Source organism: Flavobacterium sp. CSZ (assembly GCF_015350725.1).
Lineage (GTDB): Bacteria > Bacteroidota > Bacteroidia > Flavobacteriales > Flavobacteriaceae > Flavobacterium.
The window spans coordinates 49,092-67,111 of record NZ_JADKPQ010000016.1; the positions used below are offsets into that span (position 1 = coordinate 49,092).

At 36.3% G+C, this 18,020-nt stretch carries 15 protein-coding genes and 4 tRNA genes; all 19 read right to left on the reverse strand.

The window, feature by feature from the left end; translation table 11 throughout:
- Positions 1-19 precede the first annotated feature (19 nt).
- Entirely contained in the window at positions 20-751 is a 732-nt protein-coding gene (locus IRZ78_RS17930) for a hypothetical protein (protein WP_194617841.1), read from the reverse strand.
- Between the two features lie 370 nt (positions 752-1,121).
- The gene (locus IRZ78_RS17935; protein WP_055094614.1) at positions 1,122-1,433 is read right to left on the reverse strand and encodes a DUF3467 domain-containing protein; all 312 of its coding nucleotides are present in this window, start codon (positions 1,431-1,433) and stop codon (positions 1,122-1,124) included.
- A 10-nt stretch (positions 1,434-1,443) separates the two neighbouring features.
- Positions 1,444-5,754: a DNA-directed RNA polymerase subunit beta' gene (rpoC, locus tag IRZ78_RS17940; RefSeq protein ID WP_194617842.1), complete on the reverse strand. Its 4,311-nt coding sequence runs from the start codon at positions 5,752-5,754 to the stop codon at positions 1,444-1,446.
- A gap of 270 nt (positions 5,755-6,024) precedes the next feature.
- Positions 6,025-9,837 (reverse strand): DNA-directed RNA polymerase subunit beta, encoded by a 3,813-nt coding sequence (gene rpoB, locus IRZ78_RS17945; protein ID WP_194617843.1) that lies wholly within the window; start codon positions 9,835-9,837, stop codon positions 6,025-6,027.
- Positions 9,838-10,102: 265 nt separating this feature from the next.
- Entirely contained in the window at positions 10,103-10,474 is a 372-nt protein-coding gene (rplL, locus tag IRZ78_RS17950; protein WP_007807437.1) for a 50S ribosomal protein L7/L12, read from the reverse strand.
- 91 nt (positions 10,475-10,565) lie between these two features.
- The gene (gene rplJ, locus IRZ78_RS17955) at positions 10,566-11,069 is read right to left on the reverse strand and encodes a 50S ribosomal protein L10 (protein WP_056195154.1); all 504 of its coding nucleotides are present in this window, start codon (positions 11,067-11,069) and stop codon (positions 10,566-10,568) included.
- 22 nt (positions 11,070-11,091) lie between these two features.
- Positions 11,092-11,781 carry a 50S ribosomal protein L1 gene (gene rplA / locus IRZ78_RS17960; protein ID WP_007807440.1) on the reverse strand — a complete coding sequence of 230 codons (690 nt, stop codon included), beginning with the start codon at positions 11,779-11,781 and terminating at the stop codon, positions 11,092-11,094.
- Positions 11,782-11,794: 13 nt separating this feature from the next.
- The gene (gene rplK, locus IRZ78_RS17965) at positions 11,795-12,232 is read right to left on the reverse strand and encodes a 50S ribosomal protein L11 (protein WP_007807442.1); all 438 of its coding nucleotides are present in this window, start codon (positions 12,230-12,232) and stop codon (positions 11,795-11,797) included.
- Positions 12,233-12,299: 67 nt separating this feature from the next.
- Positions 12,300-12,851 (reverse strand): transcription termination/antitermination protein NusG, encoded by a 552-nt coding sequence (gene nusG, locus IRZ78_RS17970; protein ID WP_029273444.1) that lies wholly within the window; start codon positions 12,849-12,851, stop codon positions 12,300-12,302.
- Positions 12,852-12,861: 10 nt separating this feature from the next.
- Positions 12,862-13,059 (reverse strand): preprotein translocase subunit SecE, encoded by a 198-nt coding sequence (secE, locus tag IRZ78_RS17975; protein ID WP_041517377.1) that lies wholly within the window; start codon positions 13,057-13,059, stop codon positions 12,862-12,864.
- A gap of 18 nt (positions 13,060-13,077) precedes the next feature.
- Positions 13,078-13,148 (reverse strand) — tRNA-Trp (locus IRZ78_RS17980).
- 62 nt (positions 13,149-13,210) lie between these two features.
- The gene (gene tuf, locus IRZ78_RS17985; protein ID WP_031456758.1) at positions 13,211-14,398 is read right to left on the reverse strand and encodes an elongation factor Tu; all 1,188 of its coding nucleotides are present in this window, start codon (positions 14,396-14,398) and stop codon (positions 13,211-13,213) included.
- Between the two features lie 55 nt (positions 14,399-14,453).
- A tRNA-Thr gene (locus IRZ78_RS17990) sits at positions 14,454-14,525 on the reverse strand.
- A gap of 82 nt (positions 14,526-14,607) precedes the next feature.
- Positions 14,608-14,688 (reverse strand) — tRNA-Tyr (locus IRZ78_RS17995).
- 54 nt (positions 14,689-14,742) lie between these two features.
- A tRNA-Thr gene (locus IRZ78_RS18000) sits at positions 14,743-14,816 on the reverse strand.
- Positions 14,817-14,907: 91 nt separating this feature from the next.
- Positions 14,908-15,210, reverse strand: coding sequence for a ribosome-associated translation inhibitor RaiA (raiA, locus tag IRZ78_RS18005; protein ID WP_056245753.1), 303 nt, complete (start codon positions 15,208-15,210; stop codon positions 14,908-14,910).
- Between the two features lie 34 nt (positions 15,211-15,244).
- Complete coding sequence (locus IRZ78_RS18010; protein ID WP_194617844.1) at positions 15,245-16,138, reverse strand: tyrosine-type recombinase/integrase; 894 nt, start codon at positions 16,136-16,138, stop codon at positions 15,245-15,247.
- A 138-nt stretch (positions 16,139-16,276) separates the two neighbouring features.
- On the reverse strand, positions 16,277-16,471 hold the full coding sequence (rpsU, locus tag IRZ78_RS18015) for a 30S ribosomal protein S21 (RefSeq protein WP_026985791.1): 195 nt from the start codon (positions 16,469-16,471) through the stop codon (positions 16,277-16,279).
- 335 nt (positions 16,472-16,806) lie between these two features.
- Positions 16,807-17,946 carry an acyl-CoA dehydrogenase family protein gene (locus IRZ78_RS18020; RefSeq protein WP_194617845.1) on the reverse strand — a complete coding sequence of 380 codons (1,140 nt, stop codon included), beginning with the start codon at positions 17,944-17,946 and terminating at the stop codon, positions 16,807-16,809.
- Positions 17,947-18,020: the final 74 nt, after the last annotated feature.

Consider the following 18,020-nt stretch of genomic DNA (forward strand, 5'->3'; position numbering starts at 1 on the left):
TATTAAATCCCAAAAGATATTACTTATAGTTGATGCCTAATCCTCCGGCAATCATAATTTTAGTAAGTTCTCCTTCCCCAACAATGATATCTTGCACTAAAATATTATTCTTAACGGACTCTATTGCAAAAGGTATTTCTTTTGAAAGGTAATAATCATCACCTGTTATGGTAACTATTAGACTTTTGCTGCTTTTTAAAACTTTTACAGCAATAGAAAACTCTCCGGTTTTAGCATTTATTCTATAGGTGTTTTCAGAATCATTAATTCTTAGTTCTAAATTTGGGTAGTTTTTTCGGGCAAATGGCTTATTTGTGGTAGCATCTAATAATTTTCCCTTAACTGTTATCAATAATTCCTCTCTAACATTATGATGATAGGCAACTTTACCCATTAAATGCTTGCCTGGTTTTGGACTCACTATTTCAGTTTTAACGCTCGTTTTTTCCTGTCCCGATACATTGGAAGCCAATAAAAGTGAAGCGGCTACTGCGGCGTATTTCAGCTTATTAATTCCCGATGTCTGATGATGTTCAAACTCATGATCTAATTGTGCTGCCCGCAAGCGGGCACAAATATTGGTATCTTTTGTCTCTGCGATGAATTTAGCTACTTCAGCATTTGATTTTTTACTCAAATCAATTACGTTTTTCGCACATGAATTACAAAACGAACCTGTTGCATTGGGAATCATTTTATTAAAATTTTCAGAACAAGGACTTGCTATTGCTAGGGTGAATTTCTTTTTCATATCGCACTTTTTTAAGTTAAGATCTCTTTCAGATCCTTATTTACTTATATAGAGTACATTTCTGGTAAAAAGGTTGGGAAGAAGATAAAATAATTTTAGCCCAGAATACTATTGCTGGATAAAAACGACACAGAAATGCATAAAAAAAGCGCTAATAGTTAGCGCTTTTTTTTAATTTGAATTAATGCAACCTTAATAGTTTATTATATCCACCAAATTAATCCCATTTTATTAGGAGAAACCAATTTAGGATAATAAATCCCAAACAGGAAATTTATCCGACCAAAGGAAGGCTAAATCCGTTGAAATACATCTATTGTGATTTTACTTGAAATAAAAAAGCCCCATTAAAAAATGGGGCTTTAAGAATTTATGCTTGTCCTGTTGGACCAAAATTAAGCGGGATTGGTGCTTGTTCTGTCTCTTTGATCTCGCCATGAGCGGCTTCAAAACGATGAATATTCTCACCAATTGCTTTTAATAATCTCTTAGCATGTTGTGGTGTCAAAACAATTCTTGACTTTACCTTGGCTTTAGGAATACCCGGCATAATGCTTACAAAATCTAAAACAAACTCTGATGATGAGTGATTGATAATGGCAAGATTAGAATAAATTCCCTCTGCAATTGTTTCGTCTAACTCAATATTGATTTGCTCTTGTTGTTGTTTCGGATTACTCATAGTTTCCTAATTAATAAATGTATTCTTCTTTATTAGCCATCATTTCATTGTAATCGTCTTTAGATCCTACAATAGTGTTATCGTATTCTCTCATACCAGTTCCCGCAGGAATTCTGTGTCCAACAATTACATTTTCTTTCAATCCTTCTAAGTCATCTACTTTACCAGCTACAGCAGCTTCGTTAAGTACTTTTGTTGTTTCCTGGAAGGAAGCAGCAGAGATGAATGATTTAGTTTGTAGCGAAGCTCTTGTAATACCTTGTAAAACTGGCGTTGCAGTTGCAGTAATTACGTCTCTTGCTACAACAAGATTTTTATCATTTCGTTTTAGCAATGAGTTCTCATCACGTAAATCACGAGGCGAAATAATCTGACCTGGTTTCAATACGGCAGAGTCTCCAGAATCTTCAACTACTTTCATACCATATAATTTATCGTTTTGAACGATGAAATCTTTAGTGTGAATCAATTGATCTTCTAAAAATAATGTATCTCCCGGATCCTGAACCCTTACTTTACGCATCATTTGACGAATAACTACCTCAAAGTGCTTGTCATTAATTTTTACCCCTTGTAAACGGTATACCTCTTGAATTTCATTTACTAGGTACTGTTGAACAGCAGCTGGTCCTTGAATTCTTAAAATATCATCCGGTGTAATTGCACCGTCAGACAATGGTACTCCTGCTCTTACGAAGTCATTTTCCTGTACTAAGATCTGGCTTGAAAGTTTAACTAAATACTTTTTAATCTCACCAAATTTAGATTCGATAACAATCTCACGGTTACCTCTTTTGATTTTTCCAAAAGATACAACACCGTCAATTTCAGAAACAACCGCTGGGTTAGAAGGGTTACGAGCCTCAAGAAGCTCAGTAATTCTTGGTAGACCTCCCGTGATATCTCCTGCTTTAGAAGAACGACGTGGGATTTTTACCAATACTTTACCTGCTTTAATTTTCTCACCGTTCTCAACCATAAGGTGGGCTCCTACTGGTAAGTTATACGAACGAATCAATTCACCTTCTTTACCGTAAACCAATAAAGTTGGAATTAATTTTTTATTTCTAGCCTCAGAAATTACTTTTTCCTGGAATCCTGTTTGCTCATCGATCTCCACCATGAACGATTGTCCTTGCTCTAAATCCTCGTAAGCGATCTTACCTGTGAATTCAGAAACAATTACACCATTATATGGATCCCACTTACAGATCACAGATCCTTTAGTAACTACCTCACCATCCTTAACGAAAATACTAGATCCGTAAGGGATATTATGTGTATTTAAAACGATTCCAGTTTTCTCGTCAACTAATTTTAATTCAGTTGAACGTGATACTACGATATCTACCGCATTACCTTCACTATCCTCACCTTTTACAGTTTTTAAATCTTCAATCTCAAGTCTACCGTTGAATCTTGTAACAATACTAGATTCTTCAGAAATACCTCCGGCAACCCCTCCAACGTGGAAGGTACGAAGTGTTAACTGTGTACCTGGCTCTCCAATAGACTGAGCTGCAATAACTCCGACAGCTTCACCTCTTTGTGTCATCTTACCAGTAGCTAAGTTTCTACCGTAACATTTGGCACAAATACCTTTTAAAGCCTCACAAGTTAATGGAGATCTAACCTCTACTCTTTCAATCGGAGAAGCTTCGATAACTCTCATGATCGCTTCAGTAATTTGTTGTCCGGATTCAACCAGAACTTCATTAGTAAGAGGATTAATAACATCTTGCAATGCAACACGTCCTAAAATTCTTTCTCCTAAAGATTCAACAATTTCCTCATTTTTCTTCAAAGCAGAAACTTCAACACCTCTAAGGGTACCACAATCTTCGATGTTTACAATAACATCTTGTGATACGTCATGAAGCCTTCTTGTCAAGTATCCGGCATCGGCAGTTTTAAGGGCCGTATCGGCAAGTCCTTTACGAGCACCGTGAGTAGAAATGAAGTACTCAAGGATCGAAAGACCTTCCTTAAAGTTAGAAAGAATCGGGTTTTCAATAATCTCACCACCACCGGCAGTAGATTTTTTAGGCTTAGCCATCAAACCACGCATACCAGTTAACTGACGAATCTGTTCCTTAGAACCCCTCGCCCCAGAGTCAAGCATCATATATACAGAGTTGAAACCTTGTTGGTCTTCTCTAATATTTTTCATTGCTAATTCTGTCAACTGAGCATTTGCTGAAGTCCATACGTCAATAACCTGGTTGTAACGCTCGTTATTGGTAATAAGACCCATGTTATAATTCACAGAAATACCTTCAACTTGCTCTCTGGCATCTGCAATTAATTTTGTTTTTTGCTCTGGAATTCTAATATCACCTAAAGAGAATGATAAACCTCCTCTAAATGCGAATTTATACCCCATATCTTTCATATTGTCCAAGAAAGCAGCAGTAGTAGGTACATTAGTCACACTTAAAATGTGTCCAATAATATCTCTAAGGTTTTTCTTAGTCAATACATCATTGATATATCCGGCTGCTTCAGGTACTACTTCGTTAAATAATACACGTCCTGCAGTTGTTTGGATAATTTTATATACCAATTCTCCGGCTTCATTAAAATCTTTTGCTCTAATTTTCACACGAGCATTCAATTCTAATCTTCCTTCGTTTAATGCAATATTTACTTCTTCAGCAGAATAGAAAGTTAAGTCTTGACCTAAAATTACATGTTCTGGTGTAGAGATACGTTCTTTGGTCATATAATATAGACCCAAGACCATATCCTGAGAAGGTACAGTAATTGGAGCACCATTTGCAGGGTTCAAGATATTGTGAGAAGCCAACATTAATAATTGTGCCTCTAAAATAGCCTCTGGTCCTAATGGTAAGTGAACCGCCATCTGATCCCCATCAAAATCGGCGTTGAAAGCCGTACATACTAATGGGTGTAACTGGATCGCTTTTCCTTCAATTAATTTTGGCTGGAAAGCCTGGATACCAAGTCTGTGTAAGGTAGGAGCACGGTTAAGTAATACCGGGTGACCTTTAATTACATTCTCAAGGATATCCCAAACTACAGGCTCTTTTTTGTCTATAATTTTCTTAGCAGATTTTACAGTCTTAACAATACCTCTTTCAATCAATTTACGGATAACAAAAGGTTTGTATAACTCAGATGCCATATCTTTTGGCAATCCGCATTCGAATAATTTTAATTCAGGACCAACAACAATTACCGAACGAGCAGAATAATCCACACGTTTTCCAAGTAAGTTTTGACGGAAACGTCCTTGCTTACCTTTTAAGGAATCAGATAATGATTTTAATGGTCTGTTAGATTCTGTTTTAACAGCAGAAGCTTTACGAGTGTTATCAAATAATGAATCTACAGATTCTTGTAACATACGTTTTTCGTTTCTTAAGATAACCTCTGGAGCTTTAATCTCCATTAATCTTTTCAAACGGTTGTTACGGATAATTACACGACGGTATAAGTCATTCAAATCTGAAGTTGCAAAACGACCTCCATCAAGTGGTACAAGCGGACGTAATTCTGGTGGGATAACTGGAACCACTTTCATAATCATCCACTCAGGACGATTCTCGCGGTTTAAGTTAGACTCACGGAAAGACTCCACAACTTGTAATCTTTTTAAAGCTTCCGTTTTACGTTGTTTAGATGTTTCGTTATTAGCGCTGTGTCTTAATTGGTAAGACAACTCATCCAAATCGATACGTGCTAATAAATCCATAATACATTCTGCTCCCATTTTGGCAACAAATTTATTAGGATCCATATCATCTAAATATTGATTTTCTTGCGGAAGAGTATCTAAGATATTCAAATATTCTTCTTCAGTTAAGAAATCTAATCTTTGTAAAGATTCTCCATCTGCATTCTTAGCAATACCAGCCTGAATTACTACATATCTCTCGTAGTAAATGATCATATCTAATTTCTTAGATGGAAGACCAAGGATATAACCAATTTTATTTGGAAGAGAACGGAAGTACCAGATATGAGCAATTGGCACAACAAGGTTGATGTGTCCTACTCTGTCACGACGTACTTTTTTCTCGGTAACTTCAACACCACAACGGTCGCAAATAATACCTTTGTAACGAATTCTTTTATATTTTCCACAAGCACACTCAAAATCCTTAACAGGTCCGAAGATTCTTTCACAGAAAAGTCCGTCACGCTCTGGTTTGTGAGTTCTGTAGTTGATAGTTTCTGGTTTCAAAACCTCTCCTCTTGATTCTTTCAAGATAGATTCAGGTGAAGCCAATCCAATTGAAATTTTATTAAATCTCTTAACCGGATTTTTATCTTTATTATTATTTCTATTATTCATCATAGTTTTTACTATTGATTTATCTGCAATTAAAAAATTGATTTTAACTTATAAGTTACTCTTGAAAAAGTAGACTATTAAGTCGCTACCTCGGATTACTTCTCTAAACTTCAAACGTCAATTTTGAAGTGCTAATTATAAAACTTTTCAGCTTTAAATAAAAAATCGGAACGGGTTACGGGTATAAATCCTAAAAACTTTTATTTTCATAAACAGCTTCAGTCTCAGCTTTCAGTGTTGAACTGAATACTGAGACTGTAACTGAAAACTTTATTATTCTTCTAAACGAATGTCAAGTCCAAGACCTTTCAATTCATGCATCAATACATTGAATGATTCAGGTAATCCTGGTTCTGGCATAGACTCACCCTTAACGATAGCCTCGTAAGTTTTAGCTCTACCAATAACGTCATCCGATTTAACTGTTAAGATCTCACGTAGTGTACTTGATGCTCCATAAGCCTCAAGTGCCCAAACCTCCATCTCTCCAAAACGCTGACCTCCAAATTGAGCTTTACCTCCAAGTGGTTGTTGAGTGATCAACGAGTATGGTCCGATAGAACGTGCGTGCATCTTATCATCAACCATGTGTCCTAATTTAAGCATGTAAATCACACCCACAGTTGCAGCTTGATGGAAACGCTCTCCAGTACCACCATCATAAAGATGTGTATGTCCAAAACGTGGTACTCCAGCCTCATCAGTTAATTCATTGATTTGATCTAAAGATGCACCGTCAAAAATTGGAGTAGCAAATTTTCTACCCAAGTTCATACCAGCCCATCCAAGAACAGTCTCATAAATCTGACCAATGTTCATACGTGAAGGTACCCCAAGTGGATTCAATACGATATCAACCGGTGTTCCGTCTTCAAGGAAAGGCATATCTTCATGACGAACGATTCTTGCAACAATACCTTTGTTACCGTGACGTCCTGCCATTTTATCCCCTACTTTCAGTTTACGTTTCTTAGCGATATAAATTTTCGCTAATTTCAGGATTCCAGATGGTAATTCATCTCCAACTGTAATGGTGAATTTTTCTCTTCTTAAAGATCCTTGTAAGTCGTTTAGCTTAATTTTATAGTTATGAATTAAATCATTAACCATTTTATTAGTAGCATCATCAGCAACCCATTGACCTTTGCTTAAGTGAGCAAAATCCTCTACTGCGTAAAGCATTTTTTGAGTATATTTTTTACCTTTTGGTAAAACTTCTTCACCCAAATCATTCATTACACCCTGAGATGTTTTTCCGTTTACAATCAGGAATAATTTCTCCACCAATCTGTCTTTTAATTCAACAAATTTAGTTTCGAACTCCATTTCTAAAGCGCCTAAAGCATCCTTATCCTGAGTACGTTTACGTTTATCTTTTACGGCTCTTGCAAATAATTTTTTGTCAAGAACTACACCATGTAAAGATGGAGAAGCTTTTAATGAAGCATCTTTTACATCTCCTGCTTTATCCCCGAAGATTGCACGAAGCAATTTCTCTTCCGGAGTAGGATCTGATTCTCCTTTTGGTGTAATTTTTCCAATTAGAATGTCGCCAGGTTTAACCTCTGCTCCAATTCTGATCATACCGTTTTCATCTAAATCTTTAGTAGCTTCTTCAGAAACGTTAGGAATATCGTTTGTTAACTCTTCATTTCCTAACTTAGTATCTCTAACCTCTAATGAATAATCATCAACGTGGATAGAAGTAAAAATATCATCACGAACTACTTTCTCAGAAATTACAATGGCATCCTCAAAGTTATACCCTTTCCATGGCATGAACGCAACTTTTAAGTTTCTACCTAAAGCTAATTCACCATTTTGAGTCGCATATCCTTCTGATAATACCTGACCAAGAACCACTCTGTCACCTTTTCTCACGATTGGTTTTAGGTTGATACTTGTTCCCTGATTGGTTTTTCTAAATTTAATTAAGTTGTATGTTTTCTCATCAGCATCAAAACTTACCATTCTTTCTTCTTCAGTACGGTCGTATTTGATAGTAATGATGTTTGCATCAACATATTCTACAGTTCCATCTCCTTCAGCATTAATCAATACTCTAGAATCTGAAGCTACCTGACGCTCTAAACCTGTACCAACAATTGGCGCTTCGGGACGGATCAAAGGAACCGCCTGACGCATCATGTTAGATCCCATCAAGGCTCTATTGGCATCATCATGCTCCAGGAAAGGAATCAATGAAGCCGAAATCGAAGCAATCTGGTTAGGTGCAACGTCTGTATAATGTACCGCAGAAGGCTCAACAACCGGGAAGTCACCTTCCTCACGAGCAATAACATTACTTGCCGTGATTTTTCCTGTCTCATCCATTTCAATGTTTGCCTGAGCAATCATTTTTCCTTCTTCTTCTTCAGCACTTAAATAGATAGGTGTACTCTCTAAATCCACTACACCATCTGTAACTTTACGGTAAGGAGTTTCGATGAAACCCATTCCGTTAACTTTTGCATATACACCAAGAGATGAAATCAAACCAATGTTTGGTCCCTCTGGAGTTTCAATCGGACATAAACGACCATAGTGTGTATAGTGAACGTCACGAACCTCAAATCCAGCTCTCTCTCTGGAAAGTCCACCAGGTCCAAGTGCAGAAAGTCTTCTTTTGTGTGTAATCTCAGCCAATGGATTGGTTTGATCCATAAATTGAGACAACTGGTTAGTACCAAAGAAAGAGTTGATAACCGATGATAATGTTTTAGCATTAATCAAATCAATTGGTGTAAACACCTCGTTATCTCTAACGTTCATTCTCTCACGAATAGTTCTAGCCATACGTGCTAAACCAACACCGAATTGTTGAGACAATTGTTCTCCAACTGTTCTAACACGACGGTTTGATAAGTGATCAATATCATCAATCTCTGCCTTAGAGTTGATTAGTTCGATCAAATATTTTACAATGGTAATGATATCTTCTTTGGTAAGCACTTGCTTTTCCATTGGGATATCCAAACCAAGTTTTTTGTTCATTCTGTAACGACCAACTTCACCTAAGTTATAACGTTGATCAGAGAAGAACAATTTATCGATAATACCACGAGCAGTTTCTTCATCAGGCGGTTCTGCATTACGCAATTGTCTGTAGATATGCTCAACGGCTTCTTTTTCAGAGTTTGTTGGATCTTTTTGTAACGTATTGTGGATAATAGCATAATCTGCCTGATTATTATCCTCTTTGTGTAACAAAATAGATTTAACGTTAGAATCAATGATTTCCTCAACATTATCCTTATCGATAATAGTATCTCTATCAAGGATGATCTCGTTACGTTCGATAGAAACTACCTCACCGGTATCCTCATCAACGAAATCCTCGTGCCATGTGTTCAATACACGCGCAGCAAGTCTTCTTCCAATATATTTTTTAATACCCGTTTTAGAAACTTTAATTTCTTCAGCAAGGTCGAAGATCTCAAGGATATCCTTATCTCTTTCGAATCCAATTGCACGGAATAAAGTGGTTACTGGTAATTTTTTCTTTCTATCGATATAAGCATACATTACGCTGTTGATATCTGTAGAGAATTCTATCCAGGAACCTTTAAAAGGAATTACTCTGGCAGAATAAAGTTTTGTTCCATTTGCGTGGAATGATTGACCAAAGAAAACCCCTGGAGAACGGTGTAGTTGAGATACTACTACACGCTCAGCACCATTGATAACAAAAGTACCGCTTGGAGTCATATAAGGTATTGTTCCAAGATAAACGTCTTGTACAATAGTTTCAAAATCTTCGTGTTCTGGATCTGTACAGTATAGTTTTAACCTGGCTTTTAAAGGCACACTATAAGTAAGACCTCTCTCTATACATTCTTGAATTGTATAACGTGGCGGATCTACAAAGTAATCTAGGAATTCCAATACAAAGTTGTTTCTTGTATCTGTAATTGGGAAGTTTTCCATGAAGGTGTTGTATAACCCTTCGTTGCCTCTTTCATCAGATTTAGTTTCTAATTGAAAAAAATCTTTAAAAGATTTAACCTGAACGTCCAGAAAATCCGGATAGTCAGGAATATTTTTTGTAGAGGCAAAATTCAATCTTTCAGTCTGATTTGTTATCATCAATGGACAAAATTTTGATTAAAAAAAAGTAATTTTTTGTGTAAACACACACTGTTTAATCTATACTTTCTTATTGTAATCAATACATCTTTAAAAATAAACCAGTAAAATTTGGTCCAATTTTTTTTCTTCGTATTGATCAAAAACTTTTTCGTATTTTAAACTATTTGATAATAAAACTTGATCTATTTTATTATACGAAAAATGGTTTAGGCCATTGAGCGTTCACTCAAGACCTAAACCTAGTTCTTAAAACTGAGTTGAATTATTTAAGCTCAACTACAGCTCCAGCTTCTTCTAATGATTTTTTAAGACCTTCAGCCTCTTCTTTAGAAACACCTTCTTTAACGTTACTTGGAGCACCGTCAACTACATCTTTAGCTTCTTTCAAACCTAAACCTGTAAGTTCTTTAACTAATTTTACAACTGCTAATTTAGAAGCACCAGCTTCTTTTAATACAACTGTAAACTCAGTTTGTGCTTCTTCAGCAGCACCTTCTCCACCACCAGCAGCAACTACTACAGCTGCAGCAGCAGGCTCGATACCATACTCGTCTTTTAATATTGTTGCTAATTCGTTAACTTCTTTAACTGTTAGGTTAACTAATTGTTCTGCGAATTGTTTCAAATCTGCCATTTTTTCTATCGTTTAAAATGATTTGTAAAATATAATTTATTTATTGTGCGCTAATTAAGCTACCAGGAAACTGAATTCCTGGCACGAATTATTATGCTTCAGCTTCTTCTTCGCTACCAGCGAATTTGTTTTGTAAAGCTGAAATAATTCTTTGTGCTGGTGATTGCAATAATCCAATAAGTTCTCCAAGAAGTTCTTCTTTAGATTTGATAGTTGCCAAGGCATCTAATTGATCATCTCCAATGTAAATTTCAGAATTGATATAAGCTCCTTTCAATACAGGTTTAGCTGATTTTTTTCTGAAATCTTTAATTATTTTTCCAGGTGCATTTGCAACATCTGAAATAAATATAGCACTATTACCAGTCAATACTGAAGGTAAATCACCATAGTCATTAGCAGAAGCCTCCATTGCTTTTGCAAGCAAAGTGTTTTTTACAACCTCTAATTTTATACCTGCTTTAAAGCAAGCTCTTCTCAAGCTTGAAGTAGTTTCTGCGTTTAATCCAGAAATATCAGATACATAAATAATATTTGTACCAGCTAACTGTGCAGTTAAATCTTCAATCGCGATTGATTTTTCTTCTCTAGTCATACTAAAAATTATTAACTACCAATTATACTGCTTTAGGGTCCAATGCAATTGCAGGACTCATAGTGCTTGTAAGGTGAATACCTTTAATGTAGGTACCTTTAGCAGCAGTTGGTTTAAGTTTGATTAATGTTTGAATAATTTCGTGTGCATTGTCATAAATTTGCTCAGCTCCAAAAGAAACTTTACCAATTCCTGCATGTACGATACCAGTTTTATCAACTTTAAAGTCAATTTTACCAGCTTTTACCTCTGCAACAGCTTTTGCAACATCCATAGTTACAGTACCTGTTTTAGGGTTTGGCATTAAACCTCTAGGTCCTAAAATACGACCTAATGGACCTAATTTACCCATAACAGCTGGCATAGTGATGATAACATCAACATCTGTCCAACCATCTTTAATTTTTTGTAAATAATCGTCAAGACCTACATAATCAGCCCCAGCTTCTTTAGCTTCCGCTTCTTTATCTGGAGTAACCAATGCTAATACTTTAACGTCTTTACCTGTTCCGTGAGGTAATGTAACTACACCTCTAACCATTTGATTCGCTTTTCTTGGATCTACACCCAAACGAACTGCGATATCAACAGACTCATCAAATTTTGCAGAAGCTATAACTTTAATTAATGCAGCTGCATCTTTTAAAGAGTATAGTTTGTTCTTTTCAATTTTTGAAGCAGCCTCTTTTTGCTTTTTTGTTAATTTTGCCATTTCTTTCTCTTAATTAAAAAGGAGCATCTCCTGATACAGTTATACCCATAGATCTAGCAGTTCCAGCGATCATGCTCATTGCAGATTCGATTGTGAATGCATTTAAATCTACCATTTTATCTTCAGCGATAGCTTTGATAACGTCCCAAGTAACACTAGCTACTTTTTTACGATTTGGTTCACCTGATCCAGACTTTAGCTTTGCAGCTTCCAATAATTGGACAGCAGCTGGAGGAGTCTTAACAACAAAATCAAATGATTTGTCTTTATACACAGTAATTTGTACTGGGCATATTTTGCCAGGTTTATCTTGTGTTCTAGCATTGAACTGCTTACAGAACTCCATGATATTAACCCCAGCAGCTCCTAAAGCAGGTCCAACCGGTGGCGACGGATTCGCAGCACCTCCCTTAACTTGTAGTTTAACTACCTTACTAATTTCTTTAGCCATTTTTTAAAAAATTTAACACCCTAATCATTGGAAGCGATTACGATGGTTATTATAGATGTAACAAAAATTATACTTTTTCAACTTGCATAAAACTCAGTTCCAGTGGAGTTTTTCTTCCGAAAATCTTCACCATAACTTCAAGTTTACGCTTTTCTTCATTGATTTTTTCAACCGTTCCGTTGAAGCCATTAAAAGGACCATCGATCACTTTTACTGTTTCCCCTAAGTTGAAAGGGATAGCGCGGGTATCTGTATTTACAGCCAGCTCATCTACTTTACCTAACATTCTATTTACTTCAGAGAGTCTCAAAGGAACAGGTTCTCCACCTTTGATCTCACCTAAAAATCCAATTACACTAGTAATAGACTTAATAATATGAGGTATCTCACCAACCAAATTGGCTTCGATCATAACATATCCAGGGAAATAAACTTTATCCTTAGACATTTTCTTTCCTTCTTTTACAGTAACTACTTTTTCTGTAGGTACTAAAACTTGGGAAACATAATCACCCATACCTAGTCTGGCAATCTCAGTTTCGATATAAGCTTTGACTTTGTTTTCCTGTCCGCTTACAGCTCTAACTACGTACCATTTTTTCACATTATTATCTGCCATCACAAAAAAATTATCCTTTTAACCAGTTAAAAAATCCAGCCAAAGCTTTTGCAAAAAATTCGTCTACTCCCCATGTTGCCAAGGCGAATAAAACCGAAAATACAGCCACAACAATTGTCAATTTTTGAACCTCAGCCCAAGCAGGCCAAGTAACATTTGACTTTAACTCTTCGAAAGCCTCTGATAAATAATTCGTAACTTTTGTCATTTGATATATTTTTTATTGCACGGGCGGAGGGATTCGAACCCCCATCAACGGTTTTGGAGACCGCTATTCTACCCTTGAACTACGCCCGTAATTAAAAGCCAGTGATTTCAGTTAAGAAAATCAACTGGCTTTTTATAATTTGTTTATAGGATTATCCTACGATTTCAGTTACCTGACCTGCACCTACAGTTCTACCACCTTCACGGATAGCAAAACGTAAACCTACGCTCATTGCGATTGGGCTTAATAAAGCAACATTGATAGTCAAGTTATCTCCTGGCATTACCATCTCTACTCCTTCTGGTAAAGTAATAACTCCTGTTACGTCAGTTGTACGTACGTAGAACTGTGGACGGTAGTTATTATGGAATGGAGTATGACGTCCACCTTCTTCTTTTTTCAAGATATAAACCTCAGCTTTGAAAGTAGCGTGTGGTTTTACTGATCCTGGCTTAATGATAACCATTCCTCTTTTGATAGATTCTTTATCAATACCTCTTAACAATAAACCTACGTTATCTCCAGCCTCACCTCTATCAAGGATTTTACGGAACATCTCAACTCCTGTAATAGTAGAAGTTAATTTATCAGCTCCCATACCAATGATTTCAACTGGATCTCCTGTATTAGCAATACCTGTTTCGATACGACCTGTAGCAACAGTTCCACGACCAGTAATTGTAAATACATCTTCAACCGGCATCAAGAATGGTTTAGCTACGTCACGCACTGGCTCTTCGATCCAAGCATCAACAGCTTCCATTAATTCAATGATTTTTGGTACCCAAGCAGGATCATTATTCAATCCTCCTAAAGCAGAACCTTGAACTACAGGACCATTATCTCCATCATATTCGTAGAAAGATAATAAATCTCTGATTTCCATCTCAACAAGCTCTAACAATTCAGCATCATCAACCATATCCACTTTGTTCATGAAAACAACGATTCTTGGAATACCTACCTGACGACCTAAAAGGATGTGCTCACGAGTTTGTGGCATTGGACCATCTGTAGCAGCAACTACTAAGATAGCTCCGTCCATTTGAGCAGCACCAGTAACCATGTTCTTTACGTAATCCGCGTGACCTGGACAGTCAACGTGAGCGTAGTGACGGTTAGCTGTTTCATACTCTACGTGTGATGTATTAATAGTAATACCTCTTTCTTTCTCCTCTGGAGCGTTATCGATTTGATCAAACGATTTTGCTTGACAGTAACCAGCATCAGACAATACTTTTGTAATTGCTGCAGTTAATGTAGTTTTCCCGTGATCCACGTGTCCAATTGTACCTATGTTTAAGTGCGGTTTGGAACGATTAAAATTCTCCTTTGCCATTTTACTTAATTTTTAATCTTAGTTATATATTAATTTTCAATTTCCTACTTACTTGAGCCAACTACGGGAATTGAACCCGTGACCTCTTCCTTACCAAGGAAGCACTCTACCTCTGAGCTAAGTCGGCAGAGAGTTCTGATTTAGATTGTATTTATGGATTTTAGTTTTAAAACCCGAAATCTACGCCCTGAAATCTTAACTTCTTTTTGTGGGGAGAGCAGGATTCGAACCTGCGAAGTTCACACAGCAGATTTACAGTCTGCCCTCGTTGGCCGCTTGAGTATCTCCCCTTTATTTTATCAATAATTGCATGAACAATTTCAAATCGCATTTGAAATATTTAGAGCCGGCGGAGGGACTCGAACCCACGACCTGCTGATTACAAATCAGCTGCTCTAGCCAACTGAGCTACGCTGGCAATATCAATAAAAAAGTCCGCTATTTCTAACGGACTGCAAATGTAGCTATTTTATCTTTTAATCAAAACATTTTTTAAAAAAAATTTTCAATTATATGTGTGCTCTTATTTTTTCTTTCCTTTTCACCAATACACGTTCTAGAGATTCTGCCGAAAGCTCGACTGCTTCTTCAAAGGTTTTGCATTGTTTTTTAACCAAAAAATCATCTCCCGGGACATTAATCTTAATCTCTACTGCCTTATTCTCCTTATCACTTGTTCTTTCGACCTTTAAAAAAATGTCAGCCGAAACAACCCGATCGTAATATTTTTCTAATTTATCCATTCTTTCCTGAATAAAATCTACTAATTTTCTGTCAACAGTAAAGTTAACTGCATGAACATCTACCTTCATAATACAAATTTTAGGGTTAAACATTTAAGAATCATTATTTATTTCTTGGATGCGCATCACCATACACCTTTTTAAGCTCTGCTAAACTATTATGAGTATAAACTTGCGTAGATGCCAAACTCGAATGTCCTAATAACTCTTTAACTGAATTTAAATCTGCCCCGTTATTTAGCAAGTGAGTTGCAAAAGTATGCCGAAGCACATGCGGACTCTTTTTTACCTTTTCAGAGACTTTACTAAAGTATGAATTTATTAATCGATACACAAAAGATTCACTCAATTTTAACCCTTTTGCTGAAATAAAAAAATAATCCTCATCAATGATCTTCTCCACCAAGGCCCTTTGCTGCAAATACAAATTAAACTGCCGGGTAATTATAGGCAAAACCGGAATGATACGTTCTTTATTTCGTTTCCCCAACACCTTAATTACATTTGAAGACAAATCGACATTGTACTTCATTAAATGTATCAGCTCAGCCCTACGCATCCCTGTGGTATAAAAAAGATCCACAATCAACTTATCTCTTACTTGCTCAAATCCGCAAGGATCCCCGACCTGCTGCATCAAATCTGTTAATTCTTTTTCAGAGAATGGAATCTGAACAATTTTGGGCGTTTTTAATGCTTTATGTTTCAGCATTGGACTCACCTCTATTTGTTTTGTTTTTAAAAGGAATTTATAAAATGCTTTTAAGGAAGACATTTTTCGATTGACAGACACATTGGAAATACCATCATCGACAAGTGAGACTATCCAGCTCCTGATTTGACTGTAATTAACCTGTTCGATATTTTGCTGCTCAAAATGTTCTTTATTGAATGTTTCGAAAAATAAAATATCATTCAAATAAGCATTGACCGTATGCGGGGAATATTTTTTCTCCAATTCAAGATAATCACCAAACGCCTCTTTATTTGATTTCATAAGATTATAGACTTTTTCATTTATTCAAACTCATATCCTAACTTATAAAGAATATTATTTATCTCAAAATTAAGCATAAAAAAACCGTTAGTATCAAAATTTTGACAACTAACGGTAATTATTTTTGAAAAGCTAATACTAACTCTCTAAACCATCTCTCATGTTTTGGATGTAAGCAGCTTTTTGAATTTGTGCTCTTTTGATAACAGAAGGCTTAATAAAAGCAGTACGTGCTCTTAGTTGACGAACAGTTCCTGTTTTATCAAATTTTCTTTTATAGCGCTTTAATGCTCTATCGATATTTTCTCCGTCTTTAATTGGTATAATTAACATAATATTGACACCTCCTCTCGTTAAGGCTGCAAAAGTAAGCATTAATTATCAATTATGAGTTATGAATTATTATTTTTTTTGATAAGGTAGAAAAGAAACCAGAAAATAGACCCACTATCTTTAAAAACTAATCCTTGCACAAACTCACACCGTTATGAGCACCGCCGCTGAGAGGCTGCCATGAGAATCCTTTTATATTTTTTCTTTGAAGTATATAACATGGATGTAACACAAAGCCCGACCTTCAAAAAAAACAAAAAAAAGCCACTCAACATTGAATGGCTCATTATTTTTTTTGTGGGCACGCCCATATTATGATCTTACTCTTACTTATATTACTTGAGTAAATTTCTTGAAATAACTAACTTTTGAATCTCGGTAGTGCCCTCTCCTATAGTACATAGTTTGGAATCACGATAGAATTTCTCTACAGGATAATCTTTTGTATAACCATACCCTCCATGAATTTGAACCGCTTCGTTTGCAATTCTCACGCAGGCCTCAGAGGCATACATTTTTGCCATTGCGCCCAATGTGGTAACAGGTTTATGTTGTTGCTTTAAGAAAGCTGCTTTATGCAATAGTAATTCTGAAGCTTCGATCTCTGTTGCCATATCGGCCAGCTTAAAGGAAATCCCCTGAAAACTACTAATAGGCTGACCAAACTGATGTCTTTCTTTAGAGTATTTAAGCGCCGCCTCGTACGCGCCCTTTGCAATCCCAAGAGATAAAGCTCCGATTGAAATACGCCCTCCATCTAATATTTTCATGGCCTGGACAAATCCCTGGCCTACTTCTCCTAATCTATTGGCATCGGGAACACGGCAACTGTCAAAAACCAACTCCGCAGTTTCACTGGCACGCATCCCTAATTTATTTTCTTTTTTACCCGAGGTGAATCCTTTCATTCCTTTCTCGAAAACAAAAGCGGTCATTCCTTTAGAATCTCCTTTTTCTCCGGTACGCACAATTACAACTGCGATGTCTCCAGAGATTGCATGGGTAATAAAGTTTTTAGCCCCGTTTACAATCCAATGATCTCCATCCTTAACGGCTGTTGTATTCATTCCACCGGCATCAGAACCTGTATTGTGCTCTGTTAAACCCCAGGCTCCTATATATTCTGCGGTAGCCAGTTTTGGCAACCATTTTTTCTTTTGCTCTTCGTTTCCAAAAGTCAAAATATGATTGGTACATAATGAATTATGCGCAGCAACCGATAAACCAATTGAAGGATCTACTTTTGAAATTTCCTCTACAACGGTAATATATTCATGATACCCTAACCCTGATCCTCCGTATTCTTCAGGCACCAAGACTCCCATAAATCCCATTTCTCCTAATTTTTTAAATAGGTCAACTGGAAAAATTTGAGCCTCATCCCATTGCATAATGTTAGGTCTGATATTTTTTTCGGCAAAATCCTTTATAGATTGAGCAATCATCGACTGCGTTTCGTTATATTCAAAATTCATTGTAAGCTGCTTTTGTTTTAGAACTCCAAATATAAACTAATTATTTTTGCTTTTTCAACAGGAAAACCTTTAAT

Excerpts from the sequence above, each read along its gene's own strand:
- rplA (WP_007807440.1), bottom strand. The coding sequence starts at position 11,781 with ATGGCAAAATTAACAAAAAAGCAAAAAGAGGCTGCTTCAAAAATTGAA.
- rplJ (WP_056195154.1), bottom strand. The coding sequence starts at position 11,069 with ATGACTAGAGAAGAAAAATCAATCGCGATTGAAGATTTAACTGCACAG.
- tuf (WP_031456758.1), bottom strand. The coding sequence starts at position 14,398 with ATGGCAAAGGAGAATTTTAATCGTTCCAAACCGCACTTAAACATAGGT.
- nusG (WP_029273444.1), bottom strand. The coding sequence starts at position 12,851 with ATGGCAGATAATAATGTGAAAAAATGGTACGTAGTTAGAGCTGTAAGC.
- rpsU (WP_026985791.1), bottom strand. The coding sequence starts at position 16,471 with ATGTTAATTATACCAATTAAAGACGGAGAAAATATCGATAGAGCATTA.
- secE (WP_041517377.1), bottom strand. The coding sequence starts at position 13,059 with ATGACAAAAGTTACGAATTATTTATCAGAGGCTTTCGAAGAGTTAAAG.
- rplL (WP_007807437.1), bottom strand. The coding sequence starts at position 10,474 with ATGGCAGATTTGAAACAATTCGCAGAACAATTAGTTAACCTAACAGTT.
- rpoC (WP_194617842.1), bottom strand. The coding sequence starts at position 5,754 with ATGATGAATAATAGAAATAATAATAAAGATAAAAATCCGGTTAAGAGA.
- rpoB (WP_194617843.1), bottom strand. The coding sequence starts at position 9,837 with ATGATAACAAATCAGACTGAAAGATTGAATTTTGCCTCTACAAAAAAT.
- IRZ78_RS17935 (WP_055094614.1), bottom strand. The coding sequence starts at position 1,433 with ATGAGTAATCCGAAACAACAACAAGAGCAAATCAATATTGAGTTAGAC.
- IRZ78_RS18020 (WP_194617845.1), bottom strand. The coding sequence starts at position 17,946 with ATGAATTTTGAATATAACGAAACGCAGTCGATGATTGCTCAATCTATA.
- raiA (WP_056245753.1), bottom strand. The coding sequence starts at position 15,210 with ATGAAGGTAGATGTTCATGCAGTTAACTTTACTGTTGACAGAAAATTA.
- IRZ78_RS18010 (WP_194617844.1), bottom strand. The coding sequence starts at position 16,138 with ATGAAATCAAATAAAGAGGCGTTTGGTGATTATCTTGAATTGGAGAAA.
- rplK (WP_007807442.1), bottom strand. The coding sequence starts at position 12,232 with ATGGCTAAAGAAATTAGTAAGGTAGTTAAACTACAAGTTAAGGGAGGT.
- IRZ78_RS17930 (WP_194617841.1), bottom strand. The coding sequence starts at position 751 with ATGAAAAAGAAATTCACCCTAGCAATAGCAAGTCCTTGTTCTGAAAAT.